This is a genomic window from Kitasatospora sp. NPDC003701, from assembly GCF_053587085.1.
Genome location: NZ_JBSFNM010000001.1, coordinates 531,962 through 554,674, shown reverse-complemented (window position 1 = coordinate 554,674; position 22,713 = coordinate 531,962). Strand labels below are relative to the sequence as shown.

Annotated in this window: 21 protein-coding genes; 14 read left to right on the top strand and 7 right to left on the bottom strand. The window is 74.5% G+C overall.

All coding sequences use genetic code 11. The features are described 5' to 3' along the window. Nucleotides 1–128 precede the first annotated feature (128 nt). From ACWDRR_RS02090 to ACWDRR_RS02075, 4 genes are all read left to right on the top strand, one after another. Nucleotides 129–1,160: a medium chain dehydrogenase/reductase family protein gene (locus tag ACWDRR_RS02090; protein WP_449770238.1), complete on the top strand. Its 1,032-nt coding sequence runs from the start codon at nt 129–131 to the stop codon at nt 1,158–1,160. Between the two features lie 177 nt (nt 1,161–1,337). Next, the gene (locus ACWDRR_RS02085) at nt 1,338–2,105 is read left to right on the top strand and encodes a serine/threonine protein kinase (protein ID WP_449770237.1); all 768 of its coding nucleotides are present in this window, start codon (nt 1,338–1,340) and stop codon (nt 2,103–2,105) included. Between the two features lie 11 nt (nt 2,106–2,116). Further along, the gene (locus ACWDRR_RS02080) at nt 2,117–3,481 is read left to right on the top strand and encodes a serine/threonine-protein kinase (protein ID WP_449770236.1); all 1,365 of its coding nucleotides are present in this window, start codon (nt 2,117–2,119) and stop codon (nt 3,479–3,481) included. A 174-nt stretch (nt 3,482–3,655) separates the two neighbouring features. Then, complete coding sequence (locus tag ACWDRR_RS02075; RefSeq protein WP_449770235.1) at nt 3,656–4,744, top strand: BTAD domain-containing putative transcriptional regulator; 1,089 nt, start codon at nt 3,656–3,658, stop codon at nt 4,742–4,744. A 148-nt stretch (nt 4,745–4,892) separates the two neighbouring features. Here ACWDRR_RS02075 and ACWDRR_RS02070 read toward each other — a convergent pair whose 3' ends face one another. Beyond that, nucleotides 4,893–5,561 carry a cutinase family protein gene (locus tag ACWDRR_RS02070; protein ID WP_449770234.1) on the bottom strand — a complete coding sequence of 223 codons (669 nt, stop codon included), beginning with the start codon at nt 5,559–5,561 and terminating at the stop codon, nt 4,893–4,895. A 324-nt stretch (nt 5,562–5,885) separates the two neighbouring features. Here ACWDRR_RS02070 and ACWDRR_RS02065 point away from each other — a divergent pair, with 324 nt between their 5' ends. Further along, nucleotides 5,886–6,248, top strand: coding sequence for a UBP-type zinc finger domain-containing protein (locus tag ACWDRR_RS02065; protein ID WP_449770233.1), 363 nt, complete (start codon nt 5,886–5,888; stop codon nt 6,246–6,248). Nucleotides 6,249–6,289: 41 nt separating this feature from the next. On the opposite strand, the gene ACWDRR_RS02060 is transcribed toward ACWDRR_RS02065, so the two are convergent. Beyond that, a complete protein-coding gene (locus tag ACWDRR_RS02060) occupies nt 6,290–7,234 on the bottom strand; it encodes a DUF5996 family protein (RefSeq protein ID WP_449770232.1) in 945 nt (314 codons plus the stop codon). A 388-nt stretch (nt 7,235–7,622) separates the two neighbouring features. Here ACWDRR_RS02060 and ACWDRR_RS02055 point away from each other — a divergent pair, with 388 nt between their 5' ends. Beyond that, the gene (locus ACWDRR_RS02055; RefSeq protein ID WP_449770231.1) at nt 7,623–8,030 is read left to right on the top strand and encodes a hypothetical protein; all 408 of its coding nucleotides are present in this window, start codon (nt 7,623–7,625) and stop codon (nt 8,028–8,030) included. A gap of 116 nt (nt 8,031–8,146) precedes the next feature. Here ACWDRR_RS02055 and ACWDRR_RS02050 read toward each other — a convergent pair whose 3' ends face one another. From ACWDRR_RS02050 to ACWDRR_RS02040, 3 genes are read right to left on the bottom strand one after another with little or no spacing between them, the layout of a single operon-like run. Then, nucleotides 8,147–8,608, bottom strand: coding sequence for a hypothetical protein (locus tag ACWDRR_RS02050; protein ID WP_449770230.1), 462 nt, complete (start codon nt 8,606–8,608; stop codon nt 8,147–8,149). Next, on the bottom strand, nt 8,608–9,771 hold the full coding sequence (locus ACWDRR_RS02045; protein WP_449770229.1) for a DUF6973 domain-containing protein: 1,164 nt from the start codon (nt 9,769–9,771) through the stop codon (nt 8,608–8,610). Before ACWDRR_RS02045 ends, ACWDRR_RS02050 begins: the two co-directional genes overlap by 1 nt. 5 nt (nt 9,772–9,776) lie before the next feature. Beyond that, a complete protein-coding gene (locus ACWDRR_RS02040) occupies nt 9,777–10,088 on the bottom strand; it encodes a hypothetical protein (RefSeq protein WP_449770228.1) in 312 nt (103 codons plus the stop codon). A 255-nt stretch (nt 10,089–10,343) separates the two neighbouring features. Between ACWDRR_RS02040 and ACWDRR_RS02035 the strand changes: the two genes are divergently transcribed. Together ACWDRR_RS02035 and ACWDRR_RS02030 are read left to right on the top strand one after the other, a co-directional pair. Next, on the top strand, nt 10,344–10,733 hold the full coding sequence (locus ACWDRR_RS02035) for a hypothetical protein (RefSeq protein ID WP_449770227.1): 390 nt from the start codon (nt 10,344–10,346) through the stop codon (nt 10,731–10,733). 8 nt (nt 10,734–10,741) lie between these two features. Beyond that, complete coding sequence (locus tag ACWDRR_RS02030; RefSeq protein WP_449770226.1) at nt 10,742–11,419, top strand: rhomboid-like protein; 678 nt, start codon at nt 10,742–10,744, stop codon at nt 11,417–11,419. A 48-nt stretch (nt 11,420–11,467) separates the two neighbouring features. Here ACWDRR_RS02030 and ACWDRR_RS02025 read toward each other — a convergent pair whose 3' ends face one another. Further along, nucleotides 11,468–12,601 (bottom strand): terpene synthase family protein, encoded by a 1,134-nt coding sequence (locus tag ACWDRR_RS02025; RefSeq protein ID WP_449770225.1) that lies wholly within the window; start codon nt 12,599–12,601, stop codon nt 11,468–11,470. An 85-nt stretch (nt 12,602–12,686) separates the two neighbouring features. Continuing rightward, entirely contained in the window at nt 12,687–14,048 is a 1,362-nt protein-coding gene (locus tag ACWDRR_RS02020) for a cytochrome P450 (RefSeq protein WP_449770224.1), read from the bottom strand. A 380-nt stretch (nt 14,049–14,428) separates the two neighbouring features. Here ACWDRR_RS02020 and ACWDRR_RS02015 point away from each other — a divergent pair, with 380 nt between their 5' ends. From ACWDRR_RS02015 to ACWDRR_RS01990, 6 genes are all read left to right on the top strand, one after another. Continuing rightward, nucleotides 14,429–15,493 (top strand): DUF3048 domain-containing protein, encoded by a 1,065-nt coding sequence (locus tag ACWDRR_RS02015; RefSeq protein WP_449770223.1) that lies wholly within the window; start codon nt 14,429–14,431, stop codon nt 15,491–15,493. A gap of 492 nt (nt 15,494–15,985) precedes the next feature. Beyond that, nucleotides 15,986–16,723 carry a Crp/Fnr family transcriptional regulator gene (locus ACWDRR_RS02010; RefSeq protein ID WP_449770222.1) on the top strand — a complete coding sequence of 246 codons (738 nt, stop codon included), beginning with the start codon at nt 15,986–15,988 and terminating at the stop codon, nt 16,721–16,723. A 103-nt stretch (nt 16,724–16,826) separates the two neighbouring features. Beyond that, the gene (locus tag ACWDRR_RS02005; protein ID WP_449770221.1) at nt 16,827–17,696 is read left to right on the top strand and encodes a hypothetical protein; all 870 of its coding nucleotides are present in this window, start codon (nt 16,827–16,829) and stop codon (nt 17,694–17,696) included. Beyond that, nucleotides 17,689–20,595 (top strand): hypothetical protein, encoded by a 2,907-nt coding sequence (locus ACWDRR_RS02000; protein ID WP_449770220.1) that lies wholly within the window; start codon nt 17,689–17,691, stop codon nt 20,593–20,595. Before ACWDRR_RS02005 ends, ACWDRR_RS02000 begins: the two co-directional genes overlap by 8 nt. Beyond that, complete coding sequence (locus ACWDRR_RS01995; protein WP_449770219.1) at nt 20,592–22,073, top strand: hypothetical protein; 1,482 nt, start codon at nt 20,592–20,594, stop codon at nt 22,071–22,073. The genes ACWDRR_RS02000 and ACWDRR_RS01995 overlap by 4 nt, the downstream gene beginning before the upstream one ends. Before the next feature lie 6 nt (nt 22,074–22,079). Then, on the top strand, nt 22,080–22,637 hold the full coding sequence (locus ACWDRR_RS01990) for a Pycsar system effector family protein (protein ID WP_449770218.1): 558 nt from the start codon (nt 22,080–22,082) through the stop codon (nt 22,635–22,637). Nucleotides 22,638–22,713: the final 76 nt, after the last annotated feature.

Below are 22,713 nucleotides of genomic sequence, written 5' to 3'. Positions count from 1 at the left end.
GGCTATCACTCTCAACAGGGCCACTCACGATCGATGGAGCTACTCGCTTGACACTTCCGCCAGGCATGTTCATTCTAGTTATAGCTTCTAACGGAAGCGAGTCCATCAAACACACTGAGGGGATCGTCATGGCCGCCGCCGAGTACACCGAGGTCGTTCTGCCGGGCAAGGTCGAGCCGGAGGGCCTGCAGGTCCGCACGGGACTGCCGCTGCCGGTGCCCGCCGCCGGACAGGCCCTGGTCGGGGTGGAGGCCACCGGCGTCTCCTTCGCCGAGCAGCAGATGCGGCGCGGCCGCTACTACGACCAGCCGCCGTTCCCCTTCGTCCCCGGCTACGACCTGGTCGGGACGGTGCTGGCGGTCGGCCCCGGCGTCGGCCCCGACCTGGTCGGCCGGCGGGTCGCCGCCCTCACCAAGACCGGCGGCTGGGCCAGCCACGTCGCGCTGGACGCCGCGGACCTCGTCGAGGTGCCGGACGGCGTCGGCGCGGCGGAGGCCGAGACGGCCGTGCTCAACGGCCTCACCGCCTGGCAGATGCTGCACCGCAAGGCCCGGGTGCGTGCCAGCGGGACCGTCCTGGTCCACGGTGCCAACGGCGGCGTCGGATCGGTCCTGGTCCAGCTGGCGCTCGCCGCCGGTGCCCGCGTCATCGGCACGGCGTCGGCCCGCCACCACGACGCGCTGCGCGCCCTCGGGGTGACGCCCGTGGACTACCGCGACGACGTCCCCGCCCGGGTGCGGGAACTCGCCCCGAACGGTGTCGACGCCGTCTTCGACCACGTCGGCGGCCGCGGCATCGTCGGCTCCTGGGGACTGCTCGCCCGCGGCGGCACCCTCGTCTCCTACGGCAGCGCGGCCACCCGCGACGACCAGGGCTCCAAGCAGTGGCCCGTCCTCAAGCTGCTCGGCCGGGTCTGGGTGTGGAACCTGCTGCCCAACGGCCGCCACGCGTACTTCTTCAACGTCTGGGCCGGCCGCGCCCTCGCCCGCGACCGCTTCCGGTCCCGCCTGCGCGGCGACCTCACCCAGGTGTTCACGGCGCTGCGCGAGGGCCGGATCACCGCCCACATCGCCGTCGAACTCCCGCTGGAGCGCGCCGCCGAGGCCATGCGCCTGGCGGAGTCCGGAACGGTCGCGGGCAAGATCGTCCTCGTCCCGTAGACGCGGCCTCCGGCGCGGGGCCCGGGGCTCCGGCCGCTCGCCGGCCGGCTCCCCGATTCTCCGTCAGGTGGCCTGCGCCACCATACGGTTTATTGTCATGCGCAAAGAGGTAACGTTCGTGCGTCTGGCAATGGTCGGCATGCGAAACGGGGGAGCGGTGCGCGGGACGGGGGAAGGGTGAGCGGGATTCTCGTCCACCTGCCGGAGGGGAACGGCGAGGACGCGGTGACGTTGCGGCTCGGCCCGGGAGAGCGGGCGCGTTTCGGCCGCGGCTCCGCCGGCACGCCGGTGGAGCTCCGGCTCGGCGACGAGACGGTCTCCCGGCTCGCCGGCGAGATCCACGCGACCGACGACCACTGGCAGTTGAGCAACCTCAGCAACACCCACGCCTACCTGGTGGAGAACCCGGAGGGCGCCGGCGAGTACCTGCGGGTGCCGCCGCGGCGGATCGGCGCGCCGATCCCGTTCGAGTTCTCCCGGGTGGTGCTGCCCTCGCGGCGTGAGACACCGCTCTCCTTCCAGGTGTTCGCACCCGACCACGTCTACCTGGACGCGCACGCCCGCGGCGGCGGCTCCTGGGAGAGCCGCACCATGACGGCGTACTCGCTGGACGAGACCGCCACCTACTTCCTGGTCCTGGTCGCGCTCTGCGAACCGTGGCTGCGCGACCACTCCCCCGCCGTCGTGCCCACCACCCCGGAGGTGGTCGCGCGGCTGCGCGGACACCCCTCCTGCGCCCGGCTCACCGCCCGCGCGGTCAGCTCGCACCTCGACTACCTCGCCGACGAGAAGCTCCGCATCGACGTGCCCGACGGCGCGAACCGCGCGGACCGCCGCAGCGGCAAGCGCGAGGCCGTCGTGGGGCTCGCCCTGAAGTTCGGCATCGTGCGCGAGGAGCACCTCGCGCTCCTGCCGCGCCCCGGGGCCGGCGAGCCGGGACGGTAGGGAGGGCCCCGATGGTGAACGCCCCGGCCCTCCGCGGGGACGGCGAGGAACTGCTGCCGCCCGGCCACCGGGTCGGCGGGTGGACCGTCACCGGGCCCATCGGCGAAGGCGGCTGGGCGACCGTCTACGCCGCCCGCCGGGCCGAGCACAGCGCCGGTCCGGACGGCTCGGACAGCGACGGCGACGACGGGGACGGCACGGTCGCCCTCAAGGTGCTGCCGACCGCCGGGCTCGCCCCCCGCCAGGCCCGCCACGTCGCCGAAGCCGCCCGCCGCGAGGCCGAGTTGGCCCGCACCGCCCCGCACCCCCGGCTGGTCCGCCTGCTCGACACCCTCACCCTGACCGCCCCCGACCACCCCGCGCTCGACGGCGCGATCGTGCTGGTCATGGAACGCGCCCGGTGCACCCTGCGCGACCTGCTCGCCACCGGCATCGACGAGGCCCTGGGCGACCGGATCATCGGCGGCATCTGCGAGGGCCTGGCCCACCTGCACCGCTCCGGCTGGGTGCACGCCGACCTCAAACCCGAGAACGTCCTCATCGGCCGGGACGGCGAGGTCCGCCTCTCCGACTTCGGCCTCGCCATCGAACTCACCGGCACCCACGGCCACGCCGCCCCCATCGGCACCCCCGACTACCTCCCGCCGGAACGCTGGAAGGAACCGCTCGGCGAACACGGCGTCAAGGTCCGTACCACCGCCGACATCTGGGCGCTCGGCGTGGTGATCCACGAGGTGTTCGCGGCCGGCGTCCCGCCCTTCCCCGGTGCCACCCCCACCTCCCGCAGCGCCGCCGCCCAGCAGTACGCCGAAGGACGCGCCGCCCTGCGCCTGGCCCCCGCCGTCCCCCCGTTCTGGCGCGCCCTCGCCGCCGACTGCCTCGCCCCGACGCACGCCGCCCGCGCCCCGCACAGCGCCGAGAGCCTGCTCGCCCGCATCCGCGCCCACCGGTCCGGCCGCCGCCCGCGCCGCCCGCGACCGCGCACCGCCCTGCTCGCCCTCACCGCCTGCGCCGCGGCCGCCGTCACCGCCAGCGCCCTCTGGCCGCAGCCCGAGCCGGCCGCGCACCCCGCCCGCATCCGGGTCTTCAACGCCGAACGCGGCTGCCAGGACCGCACCGACCGCGACCCCCAGTGCAGCCTCGGCCTCGCCGTCGACCCCCTGCTCCCCTACAGCGCCGGCAACGTCGTCCCCACGCGCGTCTGGCACAACGACACCCTCGACGCCGACTGCCAGCTCCCCACCGGTCTCCCCGTCATCGACGAGGAGGACCGCACCTCCACCCTCTGGTACCGCATCCACCTCCCCGGCTCCACCACCGCCTGGCTCCCGGCCGTCCGCACCAAGGACCGCCCCGCCCTCCTGCACTGCCCCTGAGCTCCACGGGGGCCGGCGGGGCGTCTCCCCTTCCGATCACCCGCGTGCGCCGGCCCGGCCGGCACCGTCGCGCGCGCCCCTCCGGATCGTTCCGGATTCCCGGCCCGGCACTCCGCTCACTACCTTGTCGACGGCGCCCGCCGGACCGGCCGGCCCGGAGTCCAGGGAGCAGCGATGCCGACGACCGCCACCATCAGCGGGCCGAGCGCCGCCGTGCTCGGGGGTGCCGCCGTGCTCGGGGATCAGGAGCGCAAGGTGCTCCGGGCGGTCGGCTGCGGCCTGCGGGACGACGAGATCGCCGCCGCCCTCGCCGTCCCCGAGGAGGCCGTGGCCGGACACCTCGCGCGGATCCTCGTGAAACTCGGGCTGCGCGACCGGGCCGCCGCCATCGTCCACGCCTTCGACTGCGGGCTGGTCGCCCCCGGCCGCGGCCCCCGCACGCGGGTGGCGAGCCCGGTGCCGGGCAGCGCCGCCGGCCGGACGGCCGGACCGAAGGTGCGGATCTCCCTGCTCGGACCGCTGCGCGCCCGGCAGCACGGGCGGACCCTGGACCTGGGGCACCTGCGCCAGCAGGCCGTGCTGGCGGCGCTGGCGCTGCGCGGCGGGCGGACGGTCAGCCAGCAGGAACTGCTCGACGGCGTCTGGGGGGTGGAGCCGCCGGTCACGAACGTGGTGCCGGTCCACATCTACCGGCTGCGCAAGACCCTGCGCATCGGGGACAGCCCGGACTCGGTGATCGAGCACGACCGGTGCGGCTACCGGCTGGTCCCCGGCGCGGCCGAAGTCGACGCGGCGCGCATGGAGCGCCTGGTCACCGACGCCGGGACGGCCCATCGGGCGGGCGACCCGACCGAGGCGGTCCGGCTCTGTTCCGAGGCGCTGGAGCTGTTTCGCGGGGAGCCGCTGGCCGGTCTGCCCGGCCCGCTCGCCGAGCTGGAGCGGCTGCGGCTCGCCGAACGCAGGATCGCCGTCGCACAGCGCAAGCTGGAATGGCAGCTGCGGCTGGGCCGGTGCGCCGAGGCGATCGCCGAGCTGTTCGCCCTGTCCGTGGAGCACCCGCTGAACGAGCCGGTGGCCGCGATGCTGATGCGTGCGCTGTACCGCGGCGGACGCCAGGCCGACGCGTTGGCCGTGTTCGACCGCGCCCGCCGCCGGCTGGCCGACGACCTGGGGGTGCCTCCGAGCCGGATGCTGCGGCAGACGTACCAGATGATCCTGCGCGGGGACGAGGCCGGCCTCGGCCTCACCGGGGCCGCCCGGTGACCGGCCGCTCACCCCGTCCGTGGGCGCACCCGGATCACCGGCTGTCCGTGGCGGATGTCCCCGGCCACGGACGGCCGGTGCAGGAACGCGGCCACGGACAGCCGGTGGAAGGACGCGGCCACGGGCTCGGCCGACGGGCGTCCGGTGCCTACCAGGGATACCAGGCGCCGTTGTACCACTGCTCGTTGGCGCTGTCGTTGTGGTGGTCCATGTTGAAGTCTTCGGGGTAGTTCTTGACGTGGTTGTTCGGGTAGGTCCAGATGCCGGCGGACTCGTCGCAGACGTAGTCCCAGTGGCAGATCGTCTTGACGGGCACGTTGCCGAAGAACCTGTCGGCACCGGCGAGCGGGGCGCCGATGATGCCGCCGAACGGCACGGCTCCGCCGTTGGCACCGGGAGGGCCCTGGCGCTTGGGGTCCGCGACGAGGATGGCGTTGACGTTGTCGAACGTCTGCCAGTTCTCGGTGACCCAGGTGTGCACCACCCCGGCCCCCAGGGAGTACCCGGCCATCTTGACGTGCTGGCCGGGACAGGCGGCGCGCTGGTCGCGGACCAGCCGGTTCAGCTCGTTGACGCCCGCACGGGCGCTCGCGCCGTTGGGAATCTGGGTGGGATACCCGACGTGCTGCTGGATGTTGCCGTAGAAACCGTCGTTGTTCCACGAGCTGCCGGTGCCCCCGACAACGATCGTGTAGGTGCCGTCGCACGGAGCGGCCACGCGTGCCGTGGCTCCCTGTGCCACCGCTCCCTGGGCCGCCGTAAGCCCGACCGTCAGCAGAAGTCCGGCCGACGCGGCCGCGATCCTTCGTGCTCGCATTTCGATCCTCCCCACGCAGGTGGCCTACGCGTCCGCTTTCCGATGCCGTACGCGGTCGGCCGAGGTCACCGGATGAGCGTGGCAGCGGCCGATGACATCCCGATGAATCGCCCCTGACCAGGCAGTTCGTCCACCGACTACGGAAGCGGGCGCAGCTGCCGTCCGCCGGGAGGCCCGGCCGACGGGTGCCGGCGGCCGAACCGGCGCCCGTCGGGGAATCCCCGCAGGAGCCGGCTGGTTGGGATACGCATGGACGGTCCGGTGGTTCCGTTGTGGACGTTCGGAACCGGCGCCCGGGCCACGCCTCTGTCGGGAGCGTGCCGCATGGCCTACAGCGAGATCCCCGGGATCGATCCCTCCGCGAAGCCGAGCGGAGACGGGTGTGTGGAGTGCCTGGCCGGTGACGGGCCGGGGTGGTGGTTCCACCTGCGGCGATGCGCCGCGTGCGGGCACATCGGCTGCTGCGACTCCTCACCGTCGCAGCACGGCACGAGGCACGCCCGGGAGGCGGGGCACCCGTTCCTGGCCAGCTTCGAGCCCGGTGAGGCCTGGCTGTGGAGCGTCGAGACCGAGGAGTACTACGACGGCGGGCCGGACCTGGCCCCGCCCGCCGCGCACCCGGCCTCGCAGCCGACGCCCGGCCCGGGTGGCAAGGTCCCCGCCGACTGGCAGTCGCACCTGCACTGAGTCGCACCTGCACCGCGGGGGTCGGAGCAGCGGGGCGTTGGTCAGAGCAGCGGGGCGGGCAGCCGCGGGTCCGTGATCCCGTGCGGGCAGGCGAGGGCGGCGACGTCCCAGCCGGCGCGGACGGCTCCGGCCCGGTACGCGCGCTCGTAGAAGGCGAGTACCGTCGCCCGCGGATCGGCCTCGGCACGGGCCGCGTCGTAGCGCAGCACCGCCAGGTGGCTGTCGTTGAGCGGGATCCACCGGGCGGATGCGGGGGTGAGCGGGTCCTCGGCCAGGTGCGCGGGCTCGGGAGCGGTGTAGGAGTAGAAGGCCGGCTCACCGAGGTCGGCGTCCCCGAACCAGAAGCCGAAGCTGATCAGCTCCCGGGAGTACGCCTCGCGGGTCACCGGGTCCACCTGCGCCGGCTGGTCGACGGGGTGTCCGCAGAAGCGGGTGTGGGCGATGTCGAGCGAGTGCCAGAAGAGGTGGACGGGGCTGACCTTGCCCGAGAAGCGCGCCGCGAACTCCTCCAGTACCAGCCCGACCTGGCCGAGCACCTGCCAGTAGCGGTTCGCCGCGACGGGATCATAGGTCGCGTGCTCGAAGTCCTCGGCGAACGGCCGGTCGGCGTCGGCCAGCCGGTAGGGCCGGGGGTGGGGGATCTCCACCCGGACGCCCAACGACTCCAGCGTCTCCAGGGTCTGCCGGTAGAACGAGGCGACGGACCGGTCGAGGAGCGGGAAGGACTCCGTCCTGCCGTCCGCCGTCGCCACGACCAGCCGGTGGTCGACGAAGTCGAAGTCGATGGTGAAGATCGGGTTGCCGTCGACCTGCCCCATGGGCCGCGTGGTGATCCCGCGCCCGGTGAGGTGGAACGGGACGTTCCACCAGTGGTTGCGCCGCACGCTCGCCGCGAGGCGGATCTTGCCCACCACCTGGGTGAAGCGGTGCAGCGTCTCCTTCGTGTCCCGCCACTCGGCGAGCGGCATCGGTGGGAACAGTTCCATCACGAGTCCCTCCTGCCCGTCCGCCGCGGTTCCGCGAGGTACCCGGCGGGCCGTCCCGTCGGTGACAACCGGCCGATTCCCGCCACCATTCCCCTCCCCCGTTTCCGGCGGGCGAATTGCGGACGGGATTGCGGACGGGATTGCGGACCAAAATTGCGGACGGATTCGCGCGGCGAACCATAGCCGAATGCGGTCGACATCCGATATACACGGTGTTCACGCGACGCCGGGAATACGGGATCGGGGCGACTCCACGCCATATCGCCGTGCCCTTTCGGACGTCCGCCGACTCTCCTGGGTTTCCGGCAGGGAAAGGACCGCACCATGGGGTGCGGGAAATCCCCGCCCTCACCTCACCCGTCCGATGCGACCACAGGAGAAGATCGTCATGCGCTCGTCCGTCCGCACGAAGCTCACCCGGTTCCTGGCCGTCCCCGCCCTCGTCACGGCCGGCGCGATCCTCGCGACCGCGCCCGCGCACGCCGCGACCGTCTCGATAGGCGTCAACGGCGCCGCCGTCGCGGACGCCGGCCGGACGCTGAACGTCTCCGTGACCTACCAGTGCCACACGGAGTTCCAGTGGGCCGCCATCACCGTGCAGGCCGCGCAGCCCACCGCGTCGGGTCGCGGCTCGGTCCACGTCCCCTGCACCAGCGGACCGGCGACCGCGACCGTTCCGGTGAGCATCGCCACGACCGACGGCACGTGGACCAGGTCCGCGGTGGACCTCTCGGTGTACATCGCCGACGGCGAGCTCAACCGCACCAGGACCACGGCCAGGGTCGTCGCCGACTGACCACGGTGACGGTCGCCCGCGGCCACCGGGCCTGACCGCCGGAGGGCCGGACGGGCTGCCGACCCTCCGGCAGCCCGTCCGGATCGACTGCCCGCCAGGGGGCGCCGACCGGTTCGCTACTGACCGAGCACGCGGACCGCGGCGTCGGCGCCGGCCCCGGTGGCCAGCCGTACCTCCCGGTGCAGCGGCCGCCGGTAGTCCGTCGGGCCGAACCCGACGGCGATCTCGTAGGCACCGACGGCCTCGCCCCGGGCGACGAAGACCATCAGCTCGGACGACGACCGGCTGACGTCCTGTTCCTCCCAGCGCACCGGGTCGCCGACCACCTTCGAGATCTCATCGTCCCGGGTACCACGGCCGAACACGTACACCGTGTCCCACTCGAATCCCCCCGGCGACGCCAGGGTCACCTCGCCGGCACCCGTCGGCCCCAACGCGTCCAGCTCCCGGTCCAGTTCGGCGCTGATCACGGCCCGCACCGGGTCCTCGCCCCCGGCGCACCCGGCGACCGGCACCCCGGCGAGGACGGCGGCGAACAGCCCGGTGAGCACCGGGGCCGGGGCGCGGCGGACCGCCATCAGGACTTCAGCTCCGACGGCACTCCGCCCGGGTCATTGCCCTTGCCCTCGAACGGTTTGCCGTTGCTCTTTCCGGTTCTGCCGTCCTCGACCTGGTCGCTGTAGGCGAGGGCGCCGCCCTCCGGCTTGATCACCACCATGTCGCCGCGCCTGACGGCCTCCTCCACGAGGCGCGCCAGTTCCTCGTCCGAGGCGTGCGGATTCGCCGCGGCGATCCGGCGGCCGACCTCGTTGTTGTAGAGATCCATGGACTCCCGGTCACCGGGATTGCCCGGCAGCTGCTCGTGCGCGTTCGCGTAGCGCCGCGCCCAGCCCTCGCCGAAGCGTTTCGTCATCAGCGCGTTCCAGTAGGCGTGCCGGAACGCGTCCCGGTGGCTGTCGTTCGCGCCGTTGACGCCGGAGAACTTCGTTTCCGAGACGTCGAACGCCTGACCCCTGATGTCCGCGAAGTCGCTCCGGGCGAACAGGGTGAGACCGTCCAGCATGACCGCCTCGGTGGCGGTGATCTTCTGCCGGTCGATGCCGAGGAGCCAGGCGGTCAGCCTGTCGGGGTACTTCACCGTGCCGTGCGGATCGTCCTGGACCTGGTAGGTCGACTGGATGACGGTCGGGTCGGTCCGGCGGCCGTCGTGGGCGGTGGCGTTGAAGGCGTCCTCGTGGATGCCCAGGTCGTCGGTGATGTCCCGGAACGCCTCCTGGTCCGCCGCGGTGGCCCGCTGCAGGGCGTCGTAGATCCGCCCGTGCACCTCGCCGGCCCTCTGTTGGAGCTCGCCGGACCGGGTGTCGGGGTCGTTGCGCACGGACTCCGGCCAGTTCACCCCGCCGTCGGAGGTCACGTTCACGCCGAGGCGGGCGGCGTCGTCCAGAGCCTGGACCAGTGCCCGCTGCGCGGCGTCGAACTCGGCCACGGCGGCGTTCAGTGCGCTGCCGAGCGCCGCCGCCTCCCGCTGGGCCGCGTCCAGTTGCCGCTGGTCGTCGGCCATCGCGGCCCGCGCGGCATCGGCCGCCGGACCCGCCCAGCCGCTCCGGGCCGTCGCGTCGGTGACCTCGGTGCGGAACCGGCCGGCCAGCGCGGCGAGGAAGCGGGACTCGGTGACCCAGCCCTGTGCGGCCGACCGCAGCGGGCCGAGGTCGGCGTCGCGGAGCTGATCGACGGTCAGCACCGCGCTCACCGCCCCTCGAAGGCGGCCTGGTTGGCGGCCTCGGTCGAGCGGTACTGCTGGGCGGTGCTCTCCAGGTTTCCGCCGGTGCGGCCGAGTCGGTCCGCGAGGGCGTCCGACTGCTTCTCCCACGTCTGGGCCAACCGGGTCAGCGCGGAGGCGGTCTGCCAGCCCGGCAGGCCGGTGGCGGCCTTGTTGGCCGCGGTCTCCAGCGTTCCCGCGGTCGCCAGCACGATCTGCCGGAAGTCCAGCGCGGTCTTGCCCGCCCCCGCCAGTGCCTGAGGGTCGGCGCGAACGGTGCTGCCGTTCAGGTCGGTCACGTCCACCATTACTCCTCGTGTCGAGTCGCTGTGCGGAGTGTGCGCCAAGGGGGACGAACGGCGGAACATCGCGGTTCCCCGACGCGGGAACCTGCCACAGTGTCTGACGGATCGTCAGCGCCGCCGCGACGACGGGCCGGGGCGGGCCCCGGCCCGGGCCGCGCGGGTACCTCCGCAGCGACCGCCGGCCGGTGACGCGGCGACCCGGGGCGGGGCGCGGCGGGCGGAGCGGGGGCGGCGGCATACGATCGGCGGATGTCGGAGCGTACTGATTCCTCGTCATCGGCCCTGTCGGCCTCCTCCCTGCCGTGCTCGTCGTCGGCCCGGCCCACCTGGGCCCGGTGGTCCCAGGACTCCGTCCTCTCGGTCGGTTCGGTGGCCTCGGTGCTGTCGGTCGGCTCGGTCGGCTCGGTGCTCTCGGTGGGGTCGGTCGGCAGTGTGCTGTCGATCGGCTCGGCCGGTTCGGCGCTGTCCGCGCTGTCCGCCGGGTCGTGGCTGAGCCTCGGGTCCCTGCTGTCCGCGCACTCGCGGTGGTCGGTGCTGTCCTGGCGCTCCCGGCACGGGCTGCTGGCCGCCGGTGTCGTGGCCGTCGCCGCGGGCGCGGCACTCGTCGGCGGCCCGCGGCCGCGCCGCCGGGCCCGGTAGTGGCCGGCATGCGTCCGACCCGCCCTTCGCTGCGGCGCCTCGTGCGCAACCCGGCGTTCTGGTTCGTGGCCGTCCTCACCGCGATGTGGCCGGTCCTGTGGCTGCTGCCGGCCGAGCAGGTGCTGGCGCTGCGGGAGTGGGCGTCGACCAACCTCGACAACCTGCGCCCCTGGCCGGCGGGCCACCCGGTGGAGTCGCTGGCGGTGTCCGTGTTCGTGCCGCAGAGCACCGTCTGGGTGTGGCCGTTCTTCGCGCTGTCCGTGTTCGCGGTGGTGTCGGCGCTCGGCGCCCGCCGTGCGGTGGCGGCGCTGGCCCTGGCCCACGTGGGCGCGACCGGGGTCACGGAGGCGCTGGTGTGGTGGCGGATCGAGCACGGCTCGCTGCCGGCCACCGAGGCGCACGTGCTGGACACCGGCCCGTCCTACGTCGTGGTGGCCGCGCTGGCGGTGGCGATCGGGCGGGCACGTCCGGTGTGGTCGCGGGTGGTGTGGCTGGTGATGCTGCTGGTCGCCGCCCCCGACCTGCTGTCCGGGATCGGGGACGGCGAGGTGTCCGCCGTCGGGCACGTGCTCGCCTTCACCGCCGGCCTGGCCGTCGCGGGCGCCCACCGGCTCGGCCTGCCACCGGTGGCCCGCCGGGCCGTTCTCGCCGCGCCGCCGGCGCCGTCCGGAGGCCCTCGGCGGTGAGGGCGGGCGCCCGGCGGGCGCCCGGCCCGTGGATCACCGGCCCGTGGATCACCGGCGCGGGGGGATTCGGCCGCTTCCGGGGGGAGGCGGCGGTCCCGCCCCCGGGTCGAGCAGGGCCGCGTTGGTGGTGAGGCGGAGGGTGTCGGCCTCCAGGTAGCGGTGGGAGTTGAGGCCCCAGTCGAGGTTGCCGCGCATCCAGGCCTTCATGCCGTCGGTGAAGGCGGTGATGGCGGCCCGGTCGGCCTCCCGCAGGCCGTGCCAGGTGCCGCAGAGGGCGGTCAGGGACTCCTCCGCGCGCAGGAAGGCGCGGATGTCGCGGGCGACCCTGCGGTACACGTGGTCGATGGCCTCCTGGATCCCGCAGCAGAGCTCCCGGCTGACCGCGAGCACGCCGTTGGTGACCTCGCCGACGACGAGCTCCTTCTTCAGGGAGAGGACGTCGTTGACCCAGACCACCACGTCGGCGGCCTTGTTGACCATGGTGCGGAGCTGCTCGGACTCGTGGAACAGCGCGGGGACCTCCAGGCCGGCCGCGTACTCCAGCAGGTCCAGCGACGGGGTGATGCCGCCGGAGGCGCGGCGCAGCTGGGTGTAGCCGCCGAGGGAGGGCACGTGCCGGTGCTCACGGTTGACCGCCTCGTAGCGGAATGCGTCCAGGAACTGTCCCATGTGGGTGATGAACCGCACCTGCCACTGGAGGCTCTGCTGAACGGCGAGGTACCGCCACACCTCGGCGAGCTCGACCACGAGGGGCGGGACGTCCTTCGGTGGAGGCCGGTCCGGACGCCGGGCCGGTGAGCCGCCCGGCCGGAGCGAGCAGGCCGCGAGCATCCCGAGGGTGGCCCGGGCGTGGCCGGCGGCCTCGGCCGAGGCGCAGCCGTCGTAGAGGTCGTCGATGACGAACGCCCAGGTGAACCAGCCCGCGAGCGGCGCGAGGCGCTCCGCCCGCAGGTGCGGGTAGCAGCGGGCGATGAGCTCGCCCAGGTGGGTGTCGGCGAGTCTCCGGCGGGCGAGCGGGCCGTCCACCAGGCCGAAGCGGTCGGCCCACTCCAGGATGAGCAGCTCCAGGTCCGCCCGGTAGGGGGACATGCGCGGCGGCAGCCGGTACAGGATGTGGTCGGGGCCGGGCAGCAGCCGGAGGCCGTCGGGTACGGGTACGGGCACGGGTTGCGGCGGCGTCATACAGGCGCCGGCCTCCTTCGGGTCGGTTCGCTCGGGGCGGTCAGCTCGGGGCGGTCGCCTCGGAGCGGTCGGCTCGGGGCGGCGATCAGCGGCGGTGGAGCCGCAGGTGCAGCGGGGCCGGATGGATCACCGTCCACGGCCGGGGTTCGAGCAGGTGGCGGGGCACCGGGCCGGGCAGCGGTTCCAGCCGCCAGCAGGAGGCGATCACGGCCACCGCCAGGGTGATCTCGGTCAGGGCGTAGACGTCCCCGATGCACTTGCGGGCGCCCGCCCCGAAGGGGACGTAGGCGCCGTGCGACAGCTCGGCCCGGCGGGCGGGCGACCAGCGGTCGACGTCGAAGCGCTCGGGCTCCGGGTAGAGGTCGGGGCGGTGGTGGATCAGGTACGGGGAGAGCAGGATCGCGGTGCCGGGCCGGAGCGCGCGGCCGGCCAGTTCGACGGGCGAGGTGACGGTACGGCTGTAGAACCAGGCGGACGGGTAGTAGCGCAGCGTCTCCGTCACCACGCGGCGGGCGAGGTCCAGCCGGGTGAGGACGTCCCGGTCGGGGACGTCCCGGTCGGGATCGGCGCCCGCGGGAAGGACGGCCCGGGCCTCCCGCGCGACGGCGTCGGCCAGCGAAGGGTCCCGGGAGAGGAAGAACAGCGCCCACCCGAGCGCCGAGGCGGACGTGCCGATGCCGCCGGTGAGCATGGTGACGACCTGGTCGCGCATCTCCCGGTCGCTCAGCCCCTCCCTGATCATGAGCGCCAGCAGGTCGTGGCCGGTGCCGGTGCCCTCGCGCCGGCGGTCCTCGATCGCTGCGTCGACCTCCCGGCTCACGGTGGAACACGCCTGCCGGAAACGGCGGTTCGCCGGGGTGGGCAGCCGGTCGAGCCACCGGGACGGTGAGCGCATGTGCCGGCCGATGCCCTGGTGGAACTCCGGGTAGGCCGCGGCGATCTCGGCCACCGCGGCGGACGAGCCGTCCACCGAGAACATCGTCCTGGTGATGATCCGGGCGATCAGCTGGTACGCGTGCTGCTCGACCTCGATCACCGCGCCGTCCTGCCAGCCGGACGCGGCGGAGCGGGCCTCCTCCGACATCACCTCCAGATAGCGGGAGAGCGCGTCCGGACGGAATGCGGGCTGGAGCTGCCGCCGCTGTCGACGGTGCACCTCGTGCGGGGTGGATCCCAGGCCGTCCCCCAGGAACCATCTCAGCTTGTCGAAGAGTGGTCCGCCCTTGTCGAAATGCCGTGTGTCGGTGAGGACTTGGTGGAACAGGCCCGGGGAGCAGACCATCATCGCGCGCTGCGGTCCGAGTCGGATCTCCACCAGGTCGCCGTGCCCGGCGAGCGAGCGCAGGAACGGCAGCGGGTCACGGAAGAGCGCCGGGACGTGCCCGATCAGCGGGTGGGCACCGGGCGCGCGGGCGGCCGTAAAGCCGGTTGACGTGGTCGTGGTCATCAATCCCCTTTGCCGCAGCGGAATTCGGCCTGCGCGGCGGACATGCCGCGCTTCCAGGGCAGCCAATTTGGCACCATGCCAGGGGCGTTGAGAAGGTCGCGGTCGCCCCGAAAACATTTACGAGCGCTTTCCGGCCGCGCCGGCGAATCCCCCGGGAATGGTCTCCTTGGCCTGAATCGCATTCGTGTACGCCCCCCGAATGCGGCCTCCGCCGCGTCCTGGCGACCGGCGCGACCGGGCGCGTCGACGGGGAGCCCGCTCACGGCCGGCGGGGCCCACGACGGGAGGGAACCGGGCCGGGCCCGGGGGTCGTCTTCCCAGGTGCCGGTGGATCCGGGTACCGGAGTTCCCCGGGCCGGGAGTGGCGGAGGTGAGCTCGGATGAAGACCTTCGAGCGTGTGCTGGGCCGGTGGCGGCCCCTGCCCCTCGCACGGCGGATGACCGCCCTCGCCGTCGGCGGGACCGCCGTGCTCCTCTCGACGCTGCTGGCGCTGGCGCTCTCCCTCGCCGGCGGCGGCCCTTCCGGCCGCACGGCCACCGGTCCCCCGCCGGGCCCCACCGGCCCGGCCGCCCCCGGGAGCCCCGGTGCGGTGTCACCGCTCACCGGGCTCCCGGGCGAAGCGGGCCGGATCATCGCCGTCAAGATCGACAACGCCCCCGCCGCCAGACCCCAGACGGGCGTGAACGCGGCCGACGTGGTGTACGCGATCCAGGTCGAGGGCGGCCTCTCCCGGTTCCTGGCCGTCTACGACTCGAACCACCTGCCCGCCGGCGACCGGATCGGGCCGGTGCGCAGCGCCCGGGAGAGCGATCTGCCGCTCCTGCAGCAGTACGGGCGGGTGGATTTCGCGTACTCGGGGGCGCAGAGCGCGTTCCTGCCGGCGCTCGACCGGGCCGATGTGTTCAACTCCTCGCCACGGCAGGACGATTCGTTCTTCCGTGGGCAGTGGAACGTCCCGCCGTACAACCAGTACGTGGTGCCGTCCGGGATTCTGCGCCACTTCCCGGACGCGGCGGCGGCCCGCGACATCGGGTTCCGCTTCGGCGACGCACCGGCGGGCGGAGTCCCGACCGGCTCGTTCACGGCGCGGATGCCCGCGGCATCGTTCACCTTCACCTGGTCCGCCACGGAGGGCAGGTACCTGGTGGCGCTGGACGGCCGGCCGGCCACCACGACGGACGCCGGGCAGCTGGGCGCGCCGACGGTCGTGGTGCAGAAGGTCGCCGAGACCACTTCGCCGCGCGGGCTGGTCGACTCCTTCGGAGCGCCCGTGCCCTTCGCGCCGACCGTCGGCCGCGGCGAGGCGGTCTTCCTCCGGGACGGCGCCGCGTACCGGGGCACCTGGTCGCGGCCCGACGCCGCCGGGGGCACGGAGTTCAGCTACGCGGGGCGGCCGATGACCTTCCACCCCGGACAGGTCTGGATCGTGCTCGAACCCGCGTAGGGTTCACCGGCCGGCCGGGCGGGCACGGTCTCAGGCCGTTCGCCGACGCCCCGTCGCTGAGGTGATCCCGGCGTGCACCCCGCGACGCCGGGAGCGCATTGGTCCCGTCCCCGCCCGGTCCCGGCACGGCCTGACCTGGACCTCCAGCGCTCCCGGGGCCGGCTGCCGCCCCGCACGGCCGGGCCCGGGCGCCGACGTCCGAGCCCTCTCGACACGGCGAACGAGGCGCGTACACCGAGCTGTTGCCAATCGATGTCCGAATTGTTTCCAAGTCTGCACAAATCCTTGCCCGGCACCCGTTCCGACCTGCGATTTCGGTGTCGCACGGGGAGCGCGCCAGGCCCTCGCCGGGGTGCCTCAGCAGCCTCCTGAGTCACACCCTCACCACATTGACCCCGTGGCGAGAAATCTGGCCTGAACTCGCATCCGACAGGTCTACGATCTCCCAACGTCGGACCGGATCATGGCAGTTCACGATCACCAGGGGGTGGCATGGGTCTGCTCGGCGGCGACCTGCCCTTCGCCCGTACCCTCACCGCCCACGACCACGAAGCACTCGTCTCGCTCGGAGCCCCGAAGACCTTCGCACCGGAGCAGCACCTGCTGTCCGAGGGGGACCGCTCCACCCACGTCCTGCTGGTCCTGACCGGCTGGGCCATGGTCTTCGTGGCCACCGACCGCGGGGCCACCCGGCTGGTCCTCGGCCTGCGCGGACCGGGCGAACTCATCGGCGAACTGGCCGCGTTGGACCAGCGACCGCGCAGCGCGACCGTGCAGGCCCTCGGGCCCGTCGAGGCGCTCGTGATACCCGGCGACGGCTTCCGGCACTTCCTGGCCAGGAGTCCCCGGGTCGGCAGCCAGGTGATGGCCCAGCTCGCCTCCCGGCTGCGGGACTCCGACCGGGAGCGCTCGGCACTCGCCTCGCTCACCGTCGTGCAGCGCCTCGCCAGCCGGCTCGTCGAACTCTCCACCACCGACGCCACCGCCGGGCCCGCCAACGCCCGCTCCACCGGCGGTGGTTCTGCGGCCGTCGTGCACCTGGCACAGGACGACCTCGCCGCCACCGTCGGCGCCACCCGCGAGGCGGTGGCCAAGGCACTCAAGCTGCTCCGCGACCAGGGGCTGGTGCGGACCGGCACGCGGATGGTCGAGATCCTCGCCCCCGCCCCGCTCCTCCTGCTCGCGAAGGGGCCGCACGACCAACGGCCGGAGGCCAGACCACGCCGCTGAGTGCGGGGACCGGGGCATCGCCGGCGCATGTAAAGCATCACAGACAGCCCGGCGCCCGACGCCGGATTCTGGCGGTGTGCCGAAAACAACCGTGGGGGTGAACGTGCAGGACCAAGCAGTCGATGCGGTGTACGAGTTGGTGGTCAGCGTGGACGTCCGGAAGTCCGGGGCCTACAACGACGCGGGGAAGACCCGGATGCGCCGACAGCTGTACGCCGTCCTCGACCGGGCGTTCGCCGAGGCCGGGGTACCGGCCCGCGCCGTCCACCGCGAGGACCGCGGCGACGGAATCCTGGCGGCCGTGGACCCCACCGTCCCGCCCGCCCGCATCCTCGGGGTCTGGGTCACCGAGGTGCACGAGCAGCTGCGCCGGGAGAACCCCGACCTGCGGATGCCGCTCGGGCTCCGCGTCGGCCTCCACGTCGGCCCGGTCACCCACGACGCCCAGGGCATCAGCGGCCACGCCGTCGACCTCGCCTGCCGGCTCACCGACTCGGCCGCCGCCCGCCTGCTGCTCGAACGCGACCGGGCCGACCTGGTCGTCGTCGTCTCCGACTCGCTCTACCGCGAGGTGGTCCACCACGGCGGCCGCTTCGTCGACCCCGGGGACTACGCGCCGGCCCGCCTGCGGACCAAGGACGGGGCCACGCCCGCGTGGTTCCGCCTCCCCGGCCGGCCCCGGCCGGCGCAGGTGCCGGACGGCGCGGAGCAGGACGGCACGGAGCAGGACGGCACCGCGCAGGACGGCACGGCCCCGCCCGCGTCGGACCACCGGCGGGAACCGGCGGAGTACACCCTGGCGGCCCCGGCGGGGCCCGCCCCGGCGGACCTGCCGCAGGTGCCGGACGTTCAGGACGGGCCGGACGCACAGGATCGGACGGTGGTGCACGGCGACATGTCGGTGCACCGCGACAACACCTACCAGGGGCCGGTGCACATCGGCCGCACCACCGGAGAGGCGCACCGTGGCTGAGCCGAGGCACGCCCCCGCAGCCCCGGCCGGGCACCGGGCGGACGAGCCGCGGGACCGGGCCGACCGGCGCCCCGACGAGGACCGGCCCCGGCGCGAACCGTCCGAACGTGACCGGCCCGAACGGGACCGGCCCGAGCGCGCGCGCCCGGCCGAGCCCGGCGGGCCGGGCGACCGCGAGCGGCCGCGGGCCGATCCGGACCGGGCCGACGACGAGCGCCCGGCGCCGGGCGGCGCCGAGCCGGGTGCTGCGGACCGGGAGACCCCCGACGACCGGCCGGCCCAGGACCCGGAGGACCAGGAGCGCACCGAACACGAGCGCGCCGCGGGCCGGTTCCGCGAGCGCAGCCGCGACCGGCTGCTCGACGAGCAGGAGGAGGAGGGCGGCGCGGCCGCCGGCATGGGCGCGACGTCCCGCGCGCACCGCCAGGCCCGCGGCTCGTACCAGGTCGGCCGCGACCACACCCTGTTCGACCGCACGGTGTTCCACCAGGCCCACATCGGTGACGTCCACCTGCGGCTGGACAGCCGGCAGGCGGTCGGCGCGGTCAGCGGCCCGGTGCCCGAGTCGGAGCTGCGGCGGGTCCGCCGGATCTACCTGGAGCCGCCAGGCTACGTCGACCTCCAGCAGGCACTGCGCAGGCAGCGGGTCCTGGTCCTCGCCGCGGCCCCCGGCGCCGGGCGGACCTGCACCGCGCTGGCCCTGCTCGACGAGCTGACGCAGGGCCGGCCGACCGCTGCCGACGGGCCGCAGGACGGCGTGCGCTCCGGCGACCCGGAGGAGCCACCGGCCCGGGTCTCCCGGGTCTCCCCGGAGACGGCCGTGCCGCAGCTGACCACCACCGTCCACGACACCGGCGGGCAGCGCCACGGCTACCTGCTCGAACTCCCCTCCGGCCACGTCAGCACCGGTCTGCCCCCGAGCGAGCTCGAGCTGGACGCGCTCGCCGCCGCGCTCGCCGGCGTCGACTCCTACGCGGTGCTGGTGGTGGCCGCCGGCCCCACGGCCACGCCCCTGCTGTCCGGGCGGTACGGCCGGATCTGCCCACCGGCTCCGACCGAGGAGCTGCTGCGCGCCAGGCTGACCGCGAACCTGGCCGCCCGGGACGCCCGGACGGCGGAGACCGGGGACACTGCCGAGACCGAGGGCACCGACGAGCCCGGCAACGGGCGCGGCGACGGGCCCGCCCGTGGGACCGACGACGAGGCGGCCGCCCGGGCCGCGTGGGCCGCCGAGCTGGCCGACGACCCGGAGCTACGGGCCGGCGTGGGCCTGGAGGACCTCCGCCCCGCCGAGGCCGAACTGCTCGCCGACCTGATCGCCGCCCATGTGCTCGGCCGGCTGACCCGCGAGGAACTCCTCGGCGGCTGCCGGAGCCTGGCCCCGCAGCAGGCCCAGGAGTGGTTCGCCGGCGCGGACCGCGAGATCGCCGGCGCGGCCGAGGAGACCGGCCGCTCGGCCGCCACCGTGCTGCACCCGACCGCCTCCCGGATCGCGCTGGCCGTTCTCAACGGCGCCGTGCACAGCACCGTGGCGGAGGCCGCTCACCTGCTCACCTGGGAGCTGGCGGTGGCCCGCGACCCCGGAAACACCCCGGCCCGCCCGCTGTTCTGCGACGACCCGGTCTCCGATCTCGCCTACCTCCGGGCCGAGTTGGCCGAGGGCGAGGTGGAGACCGCCGGCATCAGCGCGCCCGCCCGGATCGTCCGCTACCGGGGCTCGGCGCTGCCCGCCGCCGTGCTCGCGGAGGTCTGGGACCGGCACCACCCGGCCCGCGAGCCGATGGTCCGGTGGATGCGGCTGCTGGCCGACGACCCGCGGCCCGAGATCTGGGTGCGCGCCGCGCTCGCCTCCGGAGAGCTCTGCGCCCGGGACTTCGCCAACGGCTACGAGAAGCTGGTCCGTCCGATGGCCACCGCCCGCACCACCCAGCGCCGGGCCTTCGCGGCCACCGTGCTCGACCAGACGGCCCGGCACGAGAGCCACCGGCCGGCCGTCCGGGCCCTCGTCCGCGACTGGACCAGGTCGGACTCCCCCCGCCTGCGCTGGACCGCCGCCCTGGCACTCGGCTTCGGCCACGCCGCCCCGGTGGAGGCCGCACTCGACGGACTGGCCCGGATCGGCACCGACGAGGAGGACGACCAGGCTCCGATCGCCTCGCACAGCGTCGTCCGCCTGCTCTCCGGCCCGGACGACCGGGCGGTGCTGCGCCGGCTCGCCGACTGGACCGGCGACCAGCGGGTGCCCCACCAGGACCTGGGCCTGCTGACCGTCGTCCGGCTCGCGTTGACCACGGTCGGCGAGGTGTGGGACGGCGAGGCGTCGCCCGATCTCGGCGACTACCTGGACTGGCCGCTGCCGCTCGCCCTCGCCGTCACCCGCCCCGACCGGACCGGCCCGCTGGCCGACCTGATGTGGACGGCCCTGCGCACACCGCGCTCCCACGAGGCGGCCACCGACTGCCTGGAGTTCTGGCTGCGCGGTGCCGTCGTCGACGACGACGGCGACGACGGCGACGGCCCGGACACCCGGGCCGGTCTGGCCGCGCTGCTGCCGGCCCTGCTGAGCACCGACAGTGAACGACGGCTGCTGGACTGGCTGTTGCGCCGCATGATGAACGACCCGGACGATCCCCTGCCGAACGCGCGGGGCCGCGAGCTCTGGCACCTCGCCACCGGCGGCCGGCCCGACGGCGACCACGGCGGAGGGCGGGAGGGGCGGGGCGGGCGCCGCAGCCGCGCCGGTCACGACGGACGGTCCCCCGACCGCGTCGGGGAAGACGGCGTCCGCGACGACCGTGTCCGCGAAGGCCGTGTCCGCGAAGGCCGTGTCGGCGAAGGCCGTGTCGGCGAAGCCCGTGTCCGTGAAGCCCGTGTCGGGGAATCGGAGGAGGAACGATGACGGAGAACCCGCAGGCCGCCGGCAAGCCCGGCCGGGGCAGGTCGGGCACGCCCGAGCACCCGGCCGGACCGCTGCTGAGGGAGTACCCGCGCCCGGACGCCGGTGCCCGCCACCCGAGCGCCGAGGTCGCCCTGGTGCTCTTCTACCGCAACGGCGGCCACAGCGTGGTCACCGCGATGGGCACCGAGCACTACGGACGGCCCCTGATGGCCCGCCCGGTGACGGTCTGCGAGGTGGCCAGGGGCACGCACGTCACCCGGCTGACCCTGCAGGTCCCGGCGGCCGGCAGCGCCACCTTCTTCGAGGTGGAGGCGGACGTGCAGTGGTCGGTCACCGACTACCGCAAGGTGGTGGACGAGCAGGTGAAGAACGTGGCCGTGCGCCTGCGGGCGCCGCTGGTGGAGCGCCTGCGCGGGATCTGTTCGAACTACCCCGTGTCGGCCGCCGCCGAGGCCGACCGCGCGGTCAAGTCCGCCTGCCGCAACGGGCAGTGGGACGACCTGGGCTACGACCTCGGGCTGCGGGCGGAACTCTTCGTGCGCTTCGCCGTGGACAAGAAGACCATCCAGCACGTCGACGCGGAACGGAACCTCGACCACGACGACCGCACCGCGGCACGCGGCCACGACCGCGCGCTGGCCGAGGAGCACCGTCGCACCGAGCTCCTGCAGATGCGCATGCTGAAGTTCCGGACGATGCTCGAGGGCGGCGAGTGGAACCAGATCTGCTTCATGCTGGCGGACAACCAGGACGAGGCGCGGGCGTTCATGGAGGTGCTGCGCCAGGAGTCCCGTGCCGACAAGCGTGAACTGCTCGACCACACCCTGCGGCTGGTCGAGAAGGGGGTGATCCAGTCGGCGGAACTGGAGTCGCAGGTCAGGGAGTTGCTCGGGACCAGCGCCTACCGCGTCGAGGGCAGCTTCGGCCGGCCGCCGGTCCGGGAGCCGGCTCCGCGGGCCGAACTGCCGCCGGGCGGGCGCCCGCGCCGCGGTCCGGACGACGAGGACGGCACCTGGCGGGACGGCCGCCGCCGGGAGGACCGTCGCGAGGACCGCGACGACCGCCGGCACCGCGACGACCGCGACGACCGCCGTCGGACCGACCGGACCTCCGACCGTGCCTCCGGCCGGTCGGAGGACGCGGGGAGCGGGCGTCCCCCCTTCACCCCGCCGTGGGTGGATGCCGAGCCCGCCGCACCGGACCGGTCCCCCGCCGGGAGCCGGACCGCGCGCCGCCCCAGCGAGGCCTTCGACGACTGGGAGTACCCCGGGGCCGACGCCGCCGGCGGAGCCGGCCGCACCGACGAGGCCGGCGACCGCCGTGCCGACGCCCGGGGGCGGTCCCGGTCGGAAGCAGAGCACCGCTCCGGCGGACGCCGCTCCGGCGAACGCCACGACGACGGACGCCACGACGACGGACGCCACGACGACGACCGGGAGCGCGACGACCGCCCGTGGTCCCCCGGCGAGTGGAGCTGACGGCCCGTGACCGACACCGACTCCGACTCCGACGCCACCGCCGGTACCGACACCGGCGCGGCCCCGCACCGCGCCCCCGCGCACGGCCCGGACGAGGCCCGCTTCGTCGCCGACCGCCTCCTGGCGGCGGTCCGCGAGGACATCGGCCGGGCCGACACCAAGTCCTCGATCCTGCTCACCGCCGCCCTCGGCCTGCCCGCCCTCCTGCTGGGCCGCAGCTGGCCCGCCGACCGGCCCGGTCCGCTCGCCGCCGTGCTGCTCGCGCTCGGCGGCCTGCTCTGGGCCGCCGGAACGGCGGCGCTGGTGCGGGCGATCCTGCCCCGGACCGGCACCCTGCGCGACCGCGACGGGGTCACCTTCTTCGGTGACCTGATCGCCGCCGGGGGCCGGGCCGCACTCGCCGGCCGGGTGGTCGCGGCCGGCCGCGACCCGCTCGACTGGCTGCTGGTCCAGGCCGTCGACGTCAGCACCATCCTCGCCGCCAAGTACCGCTGGATCCGCTGGGGAGTCGCCTGCCTGGCGCCCGGCTCGGTCCTCGCCACCGCCGGACTCCTGCTCGCCTGAGCGCCCGGCCCCGCCCCTTCGGACGGCCCGCCACCGGGCGGCCGGACGAACGCACCCTGATCCAGAGGAGATGACG